The organism is Vibrio hepatarius (genome assembly GCF_043642085.1).
GTDB lineage: Bacteria > Pseudomonadota > Gammaproteobacteria > Enterobacterales > Vibrionaceae > Vibrio > Vibrio hepatarius_C.
In genome coordinates this window covers 17959-32042 of the sequence record NZ_JBHZSA010000006.1, presented here as the reverse complement: position 1 = coordinate 32042, position 14084 = coordinate 17959, and the positions used below count along the sequence as shown (strand labels likewise).

Annotated in this window: 12 protein-coding genes; 1 reads left to right on the top strand and 11 read right to left on the bottom strand. The window is 46.3% G+C overall.

What is annotated here, in order from left to right:
- Positions 1-84: 84 nt before the first annotated feature.
- Entirely contained in the window at positions 85-540 is a 456-nt protein-coding gene (locus ACHUFZ_RS13210) for a DUF721 domain-containing protein (RefSeq protein WP_394127526.1), read from the top strand.
- Between the two features lie 58 nt (positions 541-598).
- Here the strand turns inward: ACHUFZ_RS13210 and lpxC are convergent, their stop codons facing one another.
- The 11 genes from lpxC to murE form a co-directional block, all read right to left on the bottom strand.
- Complete coding sequence (gene lpxC / locus ACHUFZ_RS13205) at positions 599-1516, bottom strand: UDP-3-O-acyl-N-acetylglucosamine deacetylase (RefSeq protein ID WP_053440129.1); 918 nt, start codon at positions 1514-1516, stop codon at positions 599-601.
- A 97-nt stretch (positions 1517-1613) separates the two neighbouring features.
- A complete protein-coding gene (ftsZ, locus tag ACHUFZ_RS13200) occupies positions 1614-2840 on the bottom strand; it encodes a cell division protein FtsZ (RefSeq protein ID WP_394127525.1) in 1227 nt (408 codons plus the stop codon).
- A 30-nt stretch (positions 2841-2870) separates the two neighbouring features.
- Positions 2871-4133, bottom strand: coding sequence for a cell division protein FtsA (gene ftsA, locus ACHUFZ_RS13195; protein ID WP_394127524.1), 1263 nt, complete (start codon positions 4131-4133; stop codon positions 2871-2873).
- Positions 4126-4908, bottom strand: coding sequence for a cell division protein FtsQ/DivIB (locus ACHUFZ_RS13190; protein WP_394127523.1), 783 nt, complete (start codon positions 4906-4908; stop codon positions 4126-4128). The genes ftsA and ACHUFZ_RS13190 overlap by 8 nt, the downstream gene beginning before the upstream one ends.
- A gap of 184 nt (positions 4909-5092) precedes the next feature.
- A complete protein-coding gene (murC, locus tag ACHUFZ_RS13185; RefSeq protein WP_394127522.1) occupies positions 5093-6553 on the bottom strand; it encodes a UDP-N-acetylmuramate--L-alanine ligase in 1461 nt (486 codons plus the stop codon).
- Between the two features lie 11 nt (positions 6554-6564).
- The gene (gene murG, locus ACHUFZ_RS13180) at positions 6565-7626 is read right to left on the bottom strand and encodes an undecaprenyldiphospho-muramoylpentapeptide beta-N-acetylglucosaminyltransferase (RefSeq protein ID WP_394127671.1); all 1062 of its coding nucleotides are present in this window, start codon (positions 7624-7626) and stop codon (positions 6565-6567) included.
- Positions 7613-8812 carry a cell division protein FtsW gene (ftsW, locus tag ACHUFZ_RS13175; RefSeq protein WP_394127521.1) on the bottom strand — a complete coding sequence of 400 codons (1200 nt, stop codon included), beginning with the start codon at positions 8810-8812 and terminating at the stop codon, positions 7613-7615. Before ftsW ends, murG begins: the two co-directional genes overlap by 14 nt.
- Positions 8813-8825: 13 nt before the next feature.
- The gene (gene murD, locus ACHUFZ_RS13170; RefSeq protein ID WP_394127670.1) at positions 8826-10142 is read right to left on the bottom strand and encodes a UDP-N-acetylmuramoyl-L-alanine--D-glutamate ligase; all 1317 of its coding nucleotides are present in this window, start codon (positions 10140-10142) and stop codon (positions 8826-8828) included.
- Between the two features lie 19 nt (positions 10143-10161).
- The gene (gene mraY, locus ACHUFZ_RS13165) at positions 10162-11244 is read right to left on the bottom strand and encodes a phospho-N-acetylmuramoyl-pentapeptide-transferase (RefSeq protein ID WP_134836464.1); all 1083 of its coding nucleotides are present in this window, start codon (positions 11242-11244) and stop codon (positions 10162-10164) included.
- Positions 11241-12599: a UDP-N-acetylmuramoyl-tripeptide--D-alanyl-D-alanine ligase gene (locus ACHUFZ_RS13160; protein ID WP_394127520.1), complete on the bottom strand. Its 1359-nt coding sequence runs from the start codon at positions 12597-12599 to the stop codon at positions 11241-11243. Before ACHUFZ_RS13160 ends, mraY begins: the two co-directional genes overlap by 4 nt.
- The gene (gene murE / locus ACHUFZ_RS13155; RefSeq protein WP_394127519.1) at positions 12596-14080 is read right to left on the bottom strand and encodes a UDP-N-acetylmuramoyl-L-alanyl-D-glutamate--2,6-diaminopimelate ligase; all 1485 of its coding nucleotides are present in this window, start codon (positions 14078-14080) and stop codon (positions 12596-12598) included. The genes ACHUFZ_RS13160 and murE overlap by 4 nt, the downstream gene beginning before the upstream one ends.
- Between the last annotated feature and the right edge of the window lie 4 nt (positions 14081-14084).

The window sequence follows — 14084 nt, the reverse complement described above, 5'->3', positions numbered from 1 at the left end:
GGATTTTTTGATGTCAGAGATTTCCCTATCTTCCCTTGGTCTCATTCACTAGAATAGAAGTGTCCGTTTTATTTGAGGCAGATTATGAGAGACCACCGCCCGACTCTTGGCGACGACATTATTGCTGATTCGAGATTATCTCAACTTCAGCAACACGCTAAAGAGATCATGATGATCAACAGTGAATTAAAAACGATCTTGCCGCGCGGAACGGAACAACATTGCCGAGTGGCAAACATACGTGATGGTCAATTGATCATTGAAGTGGCAAGTGCCAGCATCAAAATGAAGATCGATTATGAACGGTTGAATATCTTAAATCAGTTAAGATCAAAGGGCTTTGCTCGATTGATCGCTGTCTCTGTTCAGATCAACCCAGAACTGTATCGCGTAGATAAAACCAAGGCGGAACAAAGTAAACCGCGCGATCCTATTTCAGAAACGGCTGCTCAATATTTAGAGATGATCGCGTCAGGCGCTTCTCCGAAAGTGAAAGCTCGCTTAGAGAGCTTAGCCAAATTGGCTAAAAAACCTGACTAGCCCAATTCTACAGGCATAAAAAAAGCCAGACTTACGTCTGGCTTTTTTCTAATTCTTGTTACGCTAAAACCATGCTTGGTTCAGCGAACGCAACTGGAGATGTTGCTTCTTCTTCGAAGGTAACCCATTCCCAAGCTTCTTGATCAGCCAATACTGAGCGAAGCAATTGGTTATTTAGGCCATGGCCCGATTTGAATGCACGGAATTCACCGATGATTGGATGACCACACATGTAAAGGTCACCGATAGCATCTAGCACTTTGTGAGTTACGAATTCGTTTTCAAAGCGAAGACCTTCTTCGTTTAAGATGCGGTATTCATCTAAAACAATTGCGTTATCAAAGCTACCGCCTAACACTAGGTTTTGCGACTGTAGGTATTCGATATCACGCATAAAGCCGAAAGTACGTGCACGTGAAATTTCTTTAACAAACCCTTGAGATGAGAAGTCGAACAGTAGGTGCTGTTCATCTGCATCGATCGCTGGGTGGTTAAACTCAATTTCGAAATCCATACGGAAACCGTTGAATGGTACAAATTCAGCCCACTTATCGCCATCTTCAAAGCGCACTGGCTTTTTGATGCGAATAAAGCGTTTTGGTGAGTTTTGCTCTTCAATACCCGCTTGTTGTAGTAAGAATACAAATGGGCTGGCACTACCATCCATAATTGGAATTTCTGGTGCGTCAACTTCAACAACAATGTTGTCGATACCCATACCTGCAAGCGCGGCATTAAGGTGCTCTACCGTAGAGATACGCACACCAGCGTCGTTAACTAGTGCTGTACACAGCATAGTGTCACGAACAGATTCAGGGTCTGCAGGAAAATCTACTGGTGGATTTACGTCAGTACGACGGTACACGATACCTGTGTTTGCAGCTGCTGGGCGAAGAGTAAGCGTGACTTTACGACCAGAGTGGAGACCCACACCAGTTGTTTTCACCATTTCTTTCAGAGTACGTTGTCTGATCATCTGCTTGCCTCAGTAAATATGCTACAAATCACGGTCAATAAGCGATATTGACCGTGCATGCTACCACAAAATCGAACAGTGTCAAATTGTAGTGTTTTTAGTCAGCTTGACGACGTAAGAACGCAGGGATATCTAAATAGCCCTCTTTCTCAGGTTTTGGTGCTGCACTTTGGCCTGCGCCTGAACCTGATGGCGTTGTCGTTGGCTGAGGAGTAACCTGAGGTTTCTCTTGCAAAGTTGGTGCCGGCTTTTCTTCCACTTTATTGACTGTCTGCTGTGCAGGTGCCGTTTGTGGTTGAGTTTGAGGCTGAGCAACTGGTGCTACTTTTGCCTTGCCGCCCGCAACTAGCGTGATATCCGGTTTCTTCTCGTTACCAATACCTGTCGCTACAACTGTAACGCGGATTTCATCAGCCATATCAGGGTCTAATGAAGTACCGATTACCACTGTTGCGTTGTCTGATGCGAATGCTTTAACTGTGTTACCTACAGTTTCAAACTCATCTAGACGCATATCTAGGCCAGCAGTGATGTTTACAAGTACACCACGAGCGCCAGCAAGATCGATATCTTCTAGAAGTGGGCTTGAGATTGCCATCTCTGCCGCTTCTTCTGCACGATCTTCGCCTTTCGCAACGCCACTACCCATCATTGCATGACCCATTTCCGACATTACAGTGCGTACGTCCGCAAAGTCGACGTTAATCATGCCTGGGCGAGTAATCAGTTCCGCAATACCTTGTACCGCGTTCTTCAATACGTCATTCGCACTAGCAAAGGCTTCTAGTAGAGTAATTCCACGGCCAAGTACTTTAAGAAGCTTTTCATTTGGAATCGTAATTAGCGAGTCCACATGTTTAGAAAGCTCTTCAATACCTTGTTCAGCAAAAGCTAAACGCTTTTTGCCTTCAAAGCTAAATGGCTTAGTTACAACAGCAACAGTCAGAATACCTAGCTCTTTCGCTACTTCTGCAATTACCGGAGCTGCACCTGTACCTGTGCCACCGCCCATACCAGCTGCGATAAATACCATATCGGCACCGTTGAGCTCTTCTTTAATACGATCTCGATCTTCGAGAGCTGCGTCACGTCCTACTTGAGGGTTCGCACCAGCACCTAGACCTTTAGTCATATCGCCGCCAATCTGAATAACACTATTCACACTGGTTTTACGAAGTGCCTGAGCATCAGTGTTAATACTAATGAACTCAACACCTTCGATGGACTCACGCACCATGTGTTCAACGGCGTTACCACCACCGCCACCAACTCCAACGACTTTGATTACCGCGTCGTCAGACATTTCCATCATCGGTTCAAACATGTGTTATCTCCGTTTTTCCTGCTGCTCAGGTTAAAACTCTTTTTGTATCCAATTACGCACGCGATCAAATAAACTTGTCACTGAAGGACGAGAAGGCTCGTTGTATTCAGTTTCATCACTTATCTGGGCATCTCTTGCATAATGAAGTAGACCAACAGCCGTAGAATGATACGGCTCTTTTACGTAATCTGTTAAGCCGCTTACCTCTATAGGTTTGCCAACTCTAACTTGGTTGCGGAATACTCGCTCCGCACATTCTACCACACCGTCAATTTGTGCCGCTCCACCAGTGAGCACCACACCTGCTGCTAAGTGGTGTTTAATACCTTCTTCGCGCAGTTTCTCTTGAACGTTGTCGATAGTTTGGTTAACCAATCCAATGAGCTCAGTATAACGAGGCTCAATTACTTCAGACAGAGTCTGTCTTTGTAAACTGCGTGATGGACGACCACCAACGCTTGGAACATTAACCGTGTCATCTTTGCTGACTAGCTCACTAAGAGCACAGCCATATTTCACTTTAATTTCTTCCGCATCGCTCACTGGCGTACCGAAAGCAAAAGCGATATCACTGGTGACAGCGTTACCCGCGTACGAGAACACTTCAGTATGACGTAGCGCACCACCAGTCCAAATAGACACATCCATTGTACCAGCGCCGATATCAACGACACATACGCCCAGTTCACGTTCATCTTCTGTAATGACCGCATTACTTGCCGCCAATCCAGAATAAACAAGGTGCTCAACTTTAAGGCCGCAGCGCTCTACTGCCTTAATGATATTTCGTGCCATATCGTTATGACAAGAAATAAGGTGAACACTAACTTCCATTCGCACTCCTGATAAACCTAGCGGGTTTTTAATCCCTTCTTGGTAATCAATCGTAAATTCTTGAGGAATTACGTGGAGAATGCGTTGCTCGTCACCAATTTTAATTGATTTTGCGGTATGAATGGCACGGTCCATATCCTCTTGAGACACTTCCTCATCAGATATCGTTCCCATGCCTTTTTCAATACGGCTCGCAATGTGTCGCCCTGAAAGCGAAATGAACACATTGCTGATCTGGCACTCAGCCATCAGTTCTGCTTGGTCGACAGCGCGCTGAACCGATTTCACTACCGATTCAAGGTCGTTCACACCACCTTTATCCATCCCGCGGGAAGGACTGCTGCCTGCGCCAATAATATTGATTTGACCATCAGGCAATACTTCGCCTACCAGAGCTGATACGGTAGCAGTGCCTATATCAAGACCAACAATAATGTTGTCATCAGCGGTCTTAGTCATCTGTATTCTCTTGTTCTAACTCTTGCTCAGGGAACCATCCAATAGAGGCTCCCGTATCATACCTGAGGTCAATGTAGCTAACCCTTTCAGCATCGCTACCCAAATTCTTGTAAAGCGAGATAAAGCGCTCAATACGCTCTTCTAAAGATTCTTTGCCTAGCTCTAAGCGAATCCCGTTATCCAGAATAATTTGCCAAGCTCTACGCTCATTGAGAACCAGAGAAGTTATCGTTAAATGCAGTGCTTCAAACTTTGGACTAATATCTCGCCATACTTGCAGTACTTCACTACTTGTACCAAGCGGTCCGTATAGTTTTACACGATCTTCATCCAGTTGACCGATATCACCGTCGAAAACTTGACCGAAATCGTTAAGCAGAGCATTTCCATTCCAGATTGCTTCTGCGTGATGTTCTGTCAAAAAGACTTTTACGGTATCAGGCCACTGTTTACGAATTGAGGCATGAGAAACCCAAGGGATTGATTCTGCCATACTTTGCAGTACGTCAATGTCCTGAGACATGAATGTTCCGACATGCTCTAACTGAGCAAACGCTCGTTGAACGTCTCGCGCGGTAACATAATGCAGTTCGCCCTGAAGTACGATTTTTGATAGTGGCAGACGTTGATCATCCCACATCCAAGAAACCGTCGAGTAGAGGAGAGAGCCTATTAACAACAAGACCACTAGCAAGAAACTGCCTCCGAGGGCATGTTGTTTCACTAGTGGCGCAGAGGTTAAACGACGGCCTTCATTAAAAGCACTTTTAATCAAAGTCCATAGTCCTTGCTATTAGCTCGCTTATCTTTCCCTAACCCAATTCGTATATAGAGACTAAAGCACCTACTTTAACCTTCGGATTATACTGGGGTCAAAGAAAGTATCAAACATTGAAAGTGAGAAATTGCTACTTTAAATGCAATAAGTGCAGCAAATACTTAAAATTCGATGTTTTTGATTAAGCTTGGCTCATCTTATCGATATTTAACTCAAAAGCAGCGAGTTGTTTAGCGACTTTACCAACATCCCCTGCGCCTTGAGTTAGTACTAAGTCACCATCTTGTAAAACATTAGCGAGAACTGCAGGTAATGCCTTGCTTTCCGGTACAAAAATCGGATCCAGCTTACCGCGACTGCGAATAGTCCTACATAATGCTCGTCCATCAGCGCCAGCGATCGGTTTCTCACCTGCAGAATATACATCAAGCATGATCAATACATCGACTTGCTCAAGTACGTTGGCGAAATCGTCATAAAGATCTCGTGTACGGCTATAACGGTGAGGCTGGAAAATCATCACTAGGCGTTTATCTTCCCAACCATTGCGTGCTGCCTGAATCGTCACATCAACCTCGGTTGGGTGATGACCATAATCGTCTACCAGCATCGCTTGACCATTACCAGTATCAAACTCACCAAGGTGGTCAAAGCGTCGACCTGTACCTTGCGTGCCAGCCATCGCATTTAGGATTGCTTCATCTGAGATATCATCTTCTGTCGCGACCGCTATGGCTGCAGAAGCATTTAATGCATTGTGACGACCAGGGATATTAAGCGTGATATCAAGATCAGCCTTACCTTGGCGAATCACGGTAAACTTGCCTTGTTGGCCATTTTGACGGTAGTTGGCAATACGTACGTCGGCATCATCAGAGAAACCATAGGTGATCACCTGGCGGCTAATCTTTGGAATTAATTCGCGAACGACAGGATCATCAACACACACAATCGCTTGACCATAAAAAGGTAAGTTGTGCAGAAAATCGATAAATGTCTGCTTAAGTGTCTCAAAATCACCACCGTAAGTGTCCATATGGTCCGCTTCGATATTAGTGACAATGCTTACCATTGGCTGAAGATGAAGGAATGAAGCATCACTCTCATCCGCCTCTGCGATTAAGATTCGGCTCGAACCTAAACGCGCATTGGTACCGGCACTTTTAACTAAACCACCGTTAACAAACGTAGGATCTAAACCTGCTTCTGAGTAGATTTGGGTAACCAAAGCGGTTGTCGTGGTTTTACCGTGAGTACCAGCTACCGCAATACCGTGGCGGAATCGCATCAACTCAGCCAACATTTCCGCACGACGAACAACAGGAATACGTGCAGCGCGAGCTGCAATGATTTCTGGGTTCTCTTCATTGATCGCCGTCGACACCACGACCACACTCGCTTTAGCGACATTCTCTTCAGCATGACCGATGTAGATGGTTGCACCTTTATCAGCAAGTCGCTCAGTCACTGGATTCTCGGCAATATCAGAACCAGAGATTTGGTAACCTTCATTGAGTAGCACTTCGGCAATACCGCTCATGCCTGCACCACCAATACCAATGAAGTGAATGCATTTAACTCGGCGCATCTCAGGCACCATCGCTCGAATCTGAGCTAAATTTTGAGTATGTTGAACTGTCATGAATCTTCTCGTTATTTCGTCAATGCGATAATGGCTTCGGCTACCACTTTATCTGCATCTAACTTCGCTGCCGCTTTCGCTTTTGTTGCCATGGTCATTAGGGTTTCACGATCCATTGTCTGAATCTCTGTAACCAACTTATCCACGCTCAGCTCAGGCTGCTCTATCATTTTTGCCGCACCGCACTCGACCAAATGGTCTGCGTTCAGCGCTTGTTGTCTGTCTTTGTGCATAAATGGGACAAAAATAGCCCCAACACCTGCCGCTGATACCTCTGACACGGTCAGCGCACCTGAGCGACATACCAGTAAATCAGCCCATGTGTAAGCTTCTGCAACATCATCAATAAACTCTGTTACTTGCGCATTACTCACTTGATGTTGCTGATACGCTAGCTCAACTTCTTGTTGGCTATTTTTGCCCGCTTGGTGACGAATCTCATACCCTTCACCTAGCTTGGCCATGACCTCTGGTAGGGTCTGATTAAGGATGCGAGCGCCTTGGCTTCCACCCATCACTAAGATGCGAATCTTTCCATCACGCTGCGCCATTCTCTGCTCAGGAGCGTCAATCGCCACTACGTCTTCACGTACGGGGTTACCCACGACAGGCGCCGTTGGGAATGCACCAGGGAAAGCCTGAAACACCTTCTTCGCGATCTTTGATAGCCACTGGTTGGTTAACCCTGCTACTGCATTTTGTTCATGGAGTACCACTGGGATACCCAGCAACCAAGCTGCAATCCCGCCCGGACCACTGACGTAACCACCCATGCCAAGCACAGCAGCAGGTTGCCAACGTTTCATGTGCGCCTTAGCTTGCATAATGGCATTGATGATCTGGAATGGTGCTTTAATTAGCCGGCCAATACCTTGACCTCGTAGACCTTTTACTTTGATAAAGTCGATTTCAATACCATGTTTAGGTACTAAATCAGCTTCCATACGATCCGCGGTACCTAGCCAGCGAATCTCCCAACCTTGTGATTGTAGTTGTTTAGCAACGGCAAGGCCGGGGAAAACGTGACCGCCGGTACCACCGGCCATCACCATTAATCTTTTATTCTTTTTCATCATTTTCTAACTGTTGTTGATGCTTATCTGCAGCGACCAAACGACATTCATGATCGATGCGCAGTAGGATAGAAACGGCTACTGCCATAACAATCAAGCTCGAACCACCGTAACTGATCAGTGGCAAAGTCAAACCTTTGGTTGGCACCATTCCGGCCGCTGCACCGACATTAACCAGTGTTTGGAAAGCAAACCAAATACCGATGCCAAAAGCAAGGTAGCCACCGAATAGCTGCTCATTGTCGAATGCCTTACGGCCAATATATATCGCTTTAAGTACCAAACTAAAAATCAACAGCAATACTAAGACAACACCCACAAAACCGAGCTCTTCAGCCAGTACGGCAAATACAAAGTCAGTGTGCGCTTCCGGAAGATATTCGAGTTTTTGAATCGAGTTACCTAGCCCTTGACCAAACCATTCTCCGCGACCAAACGCCATCAAAGATTGCGTCAACTGGTAACCACTGCCGAATGGGTCTTCCCAAGGATCGAGGAAAGAAGTGACACGGCGCATACGGTAAGGTTCTATATAGATAAGAGTCGCGACCGACATCAAACCCACTACCATCAGCGCAAGGAATTGAGTCAGCTTCGCGCCGGCAATAAATAGCATCCCAAACAAGGTCACTAGCATTACCACGACCGTACCTAAGTCTGGCTGGAGAAGAAGTAAACTTGCTAAGGTAGCAAATACAATGATCGGCTTGATAAAGCCGCCAAAGAAACTTGAGCGTACCTCTTCGCTTTTACGCACAAGGTATCCCGACATGAAAATAAACAGCGACAGTTTTGCTACTTCGGCAGGCTGTAGGTTAAACAGACCAAGCGGGATCCAGCGAGATGCACCGTTAACGGATTTACCCGCGACAAGCACCACAACCAGCAAACCAATAGAGATCAGCAGTAACCAAGTACTGTATTGCAGCCAGCGCTTCATCGGCACTTGCAAAATAACCGACGAGGCTATAAGAGCAAGCACAAGAAATATCGCATGACGGAACATAAAGTGGAATGGCTGATCCGTTAGACGAGAACTGATAGGGAACGAAGCAGACGTTACCATAACCAATCCAGTAAGCATCAAGCCAAGGGATATCCATACCAACTGACGGTCATACAAAGCCTCTGGTGACGCAGTGGTCATCCAACGCTTAATACTGCTGAAAACATCTCGAATCTGCATAGTTCCCTAACAACTAAGAGTAGATTTTTGCTAGCTCAGTGAATGCATCACCACGGGCCATAAAATTATTGAACTGATCAAAGCTGGCACAAGCTGGAGACAATAACACCATGTCGCCTGATTCAACCTGAGGTGCAAGCCATTCAATAATCTCTTTCATCGAGGTAAAAGATTTCGCACTAGGGTGTAGAGGCATGAACTCGTCACCATCTTCACCAAAGCAACACAACTGAACATTCAACGCACTCAATACAGGCTTGAGCTCTGAGAAATCAGCCCCTTTACCGACACCACCGACTAGCAGATATAATTTGCCAGCTAACTCTAGCCCAGCCAATGCTGCTAATGTGCTTGCGACATTGGTTGCTTTAGAGTCATTGACCCACTTAACGCCATGATTATCAGCAACCACTTGGCATCGATGTGTCAAACCATTGTAAGACTTAAGGGCGTCAAGACCTGAAGTAATGTCGACACCCGACTCATTAAGTAGAGCCAAAACAACCAATGCATTGGCGACATTGTGTCGGCCAACTAGAGAAAGCGCTTGAGTTGGGCACAGTTTACGCCCAGCGATGGCTACATACTCAACGTCCCCTTCTGTGACTAAGTGATAGCGAGTCTGCTCGACTAAACTAAACTCAACCACATTGCAGTCATCATCTGGATAGGTTTGTTTGTCATCAGCATTCACCACGCAAGTTTTTGCATGCTGGAAAATGCGCAATTTCGCCTGACGGTAATCACTCATCCCATCGTAGCGATCCATATGGTCTTCTGAGAGGTTTAAAAACGCGGCTGCGGTAGGCTTTAATGACGAGGTCGTTTCAAGTTGAAAACTCGAGAGTTCAAGCACATACAGATCGGCATCAAGCTGAAGAAGATCAAGCGCAGGCACGCCAATATTACCGCCGACACCAACCTTGAGGCCGGACGCTTTTGCCACACAGCCAGTCCAATCGGTAACGGTGCTTTTGCCATTTGAGCCAGTAATCGCAATGACAGGTTTATCGACCTGCCATGCAAATAGCTCAATATCACCCACAACAGGAATGCCAGCTTGGAGTACTTGTTGAATCTCTGGCGTTGCGAGGGCAATACCAGGATTGGCAACCACAAGGTCAGCCTCAAGCAACCAGTTGAGATTCCAGCTGCCTGAGTGAAGCGCAACGTCTTCCGTTAGCTCCTCGCGTCCCGGCGGGCACTCACGAGTATCAATAACACGGATTTGTAGCGTTTTCGGCAGCGATTGTAAGTGTTTAACCACTGATAGGCCGGTAATACCAAGCCCTACAACCACTACCTTCTCAACATTTTCCCAGCGTTCCATTGTCATGAGTGAGATTTCCTTAGCGAACTTTCAGTGTTGCCAAACCAACAAGCACAAGAACGATAGAGATGATCCAGAAACGTACAATTACGCGTGGCTCTGGCCAGCCTTTTAATTCGTAATGGTGGTGAATTGGCGCCATACGGAAGATACGTTGGCCGCGCAGTTTGTATGAACCAACCTGTAAGATCACTGACAAGGTTTCCATCACAAATACACCACCCATGATCACCAGTACGAACTCTTGACGTACTAGAACGGCAATCGTACCCAGTGCTCCACCCAGTGCTAGTGAGCCTACATCGCCCATAAACACTTGCGCTGGATAGGTGTTAAACCATAAGAAGCCTAAACCTGCCCCGACAATAGCGGTACAAACAACAACTAATTCAGACGCTTGAGGAATATATGGAATATGCAGGTAGTTCGCGAATTGAACGTTACCCGTTGCCCAAGCAATCGCAGCAAAGCCAGCTGAAACCAATACCGTTGGCATAATAGCCAAGCCATCTAAGCCATCAGTCAGGTTTACCGCATTACTGGTACCAACAATCACGAAATAAGTAAGGACAATGTAGAGCAAACCTAGCTGAGGCATGATGTCTTTGAAAAATGGCACCACTAGCTGAGTCGCAGCCGTGTCTTTACCATGAGCATATAGTGCGAATGCTACCACTAAAGCGATGGCGGATTGCCAGAAATACTTCCAACGCGCAATTAAGCCATCGGTGTTCTTACGCACAACTTTGCGATAATCGTCGACAAAACCAACCGCACCGTAACCAAGTAATACTGCCAGTACAGCCCAAACATAAGGGTTGGATAAATCCGTCCAAAGTAAAACCGTGGTAACAATCGCAGTTAGGATCATGATCCCGCCCATAGTTGGGGTGCCGCGTTTGCTAAAATGGGATTCTGGACCTTCGTTACGGACTACCTGACCAATTTGCAGTAACTGCAGACGACGGATCATAATCGGCCCCATCCACAACGAGATACCAAGTGCAGTTAGAACACTGACAATCGCTCGAAAAGATAGGTATTCGAATAAACGGAAGAATGAAAAATATGGCTGTAGCAGCTCCGCGAGCCAAATAATCATGTGTACATCTCCTTGACAGCAGCGGCAACTTTGCTCATTCCAGCACTATTCGCCCCTTTAACCAATAAGGTTTGAGGCTCTTGGTGCTGTTCTATCTGCTGTTTAATAAAATCAATCATGCTCTGATGGTCTTCAAAATGAAGGCCACCACACTCTTCACTGATCGCTTTCGCGTCAGCGCCAAATGTAAGCACATATTCAAATTTGAATGGGGCAGCATGTTGTCCGACTTGACGGTGAAGTGCAAGACTTTCATCGCCTAACTCAGCCATATTGCCTAAAATTAACCAACGAACGCCCTTGAAGCCTGCAAGTAAATCTGCGGCAGCCTTCATCGCAGGAACGCTGGCATTGTAACTGTCATCAATTAACTTAATCTGCTGATTAAGTTCGATCAGTTCAACTCGACCCTTCACTTTATTGAGTGAAGCAAGGCCCGATTGAATCATCTCTAGGCTTGCTCCTAGCTCTAACGCTAAAGCTGTAGCCGCAAGTGCATTAGCCACATTATGTTGACCAATGATGCCAAGCGTTACCTTAATCTCACCCTGTGGGGTATTAAGCATAAAGCTCGCTTCCCCAATCTCATTCAGTGAGATATCCGCGGCAGTAAAATCAGCACTGGTATCTGTCAGAGAGAAAGTTTTCACTACCTTATCTGCCAGAACTTCTTGCCAGTAGTCGCCACCATTACTATCTAGGTTAACAATCGCAACCGAGCCTGCTTTAAGACCTTGATAGATTTCACCTTTAGCCTGTTTCACCCCATCCATCGAGCCAAAGCCTTCAAGGTGCGCAGCCGCAACGTTGTTGACCAAAGCGACATCAGGTTGAACCAAGTGTGTGGTATACGCGATTTCACCAATATGGTTAGCACCCAACTCAATAACCGCAAAGTCATCTTCAGGTGTGGAACGTAGTAGAGTAAGCGGAACGCCAATCTCATTGTTAAAGTTGCCGGCAGTAAACAGCACCTGGCCTTTTTGCTCCATGATACTCGCGATCATCTCTTTGACTGTGGTTTTGCCGCAGCTACCCGTGATCGCCACGGTTGGAGTCATACATGTCTGGTGCACGAGAGCACCTAATTGACCAAGCGCCAATTTGGTATCTTTTACCAACAGCTGAGGTACACCGTCACTAACAGGCTTGCTGACTAACAGTGCACCCGCGCCTGATTCAACCGCTTGATGAGTAAAATTATGGGCATCAAATCGTTCACCGACTAATGCGACAAACAGAGCCCCCTGCTCAATGTTACGCGTATCCGTTGAAACTGAATTGATCACCCTATCATTGCCGATAAGCTCAGCATCTAATGACTCAGCGATTTGACTTAACATTAATGAAATCATGCTTTTTGCTCCAGCAATTGAATCGCAGACTCACGATCTGAGTAATGAACCGTTTCATTCGCCATCACTTGATAGTCTTCATGCCCCTTGCCTGCAAGCAAGATAATGTCATCTGCATGGCTATTAGCTAGGGCGTATTGAAGTGCATCGAAACGACTGTGCTCAACAACAGCGGTATTGGGTTGGTTCATACCAACAAGCATGTCTTTAACGATCTCTGCTGGTGACTCACTGCGCGGATTATCATCGGTTAAAATAACTTGATCAGCTAAGCGTTCACCAATTTCGGCCATCATCGGACGTTTACCTTTGTCTCGATCACCGCCACAACCAAAGATCGCCCACAGCTGCCCTTGGCAATGAACTCGCAATGCATTAAGCGCCTTCTCAAGTGCATCCGGTGTGTGCGCATAATCGACCACGACCTTAGCTTTATTCTCTGCGGTAAAGAGTTCCATACGACCTAATACCGGTTTCAAAGAACTCGCGGTATCAAGAAGCAATTGTTTATCGATACCCAACGCCAATAAGGTCGTCATTGCCAGCAAAACATTGCTCGCATTGAATTCACCGATAAGTGGTACAACGCAGTCACCTACGCCAAACATGCCATCAATCGACAGTGTGATGCCCGACTCTGAATAGGCAACGCTTTTCGCCCACACGGCACGTTCGATCGTTGTCGGCTTAAGGGAAACAGCGATCGCGTTATCTAAACGCTCTACCCAGCACGCACCTACTTGGTCATCGATATTAATCACAGCGTTGTGACAATTGTGCTCACTGAATAAACTGAATTTGGCTTCAGCGTACTCTTCCATCGTACCGTGATAATCAAGGTGATCACGGCTCAAGTTGGAAAAGACACCCACAGCAAAGTCGAGTGCTTTTACTCGACCTTGAACAAGACCATGAGAAGAGACTTCTAGAGCTGTAAACTGAGCAGACTGTTGCTCTAGTTGATGCAAGGTCTGTTGAATTTCGATCGCGTTACCTGTGGTATTAGCAGCAGGTTGTAGGTTGTCTAAGAAACCATTACCTGTGGTGCCCATCACGGCTGCTTTCTTGCCAACAAGCTCAAGCCACTGCGCGATCAACTGGGTGATGGTGGTTTTGCCATTGGTTCCCGTCACGCCGATGACTTGGTGAGTATCTAAAGGGTATAAACGGCTCGCTAAAGCAGAAAGGTATTCGCTCAACTGCGCGACATAAATAACCGGAACATCGCCGATAAACTCAATGTTTCCAGCTGCATGTTGCTCACACGCTTCAGCAATAACGGCGTTGGCCCCCTTTTCAATCGCAGAAGCAATAAAACGGCGTCCATCAACAGCGTGTCCTTTAATCGCAACAAACGTTGTTCCTGACGTAACTTTGCGACTATCAAGCTCAAGGTGCTTAACGACAATATTAGCGCTCTTATCAGTAGAGATATCCAGCCATGAAGAGAGCAGTGCTGCTAAGGTCAGTTCCTTGGACATAGTA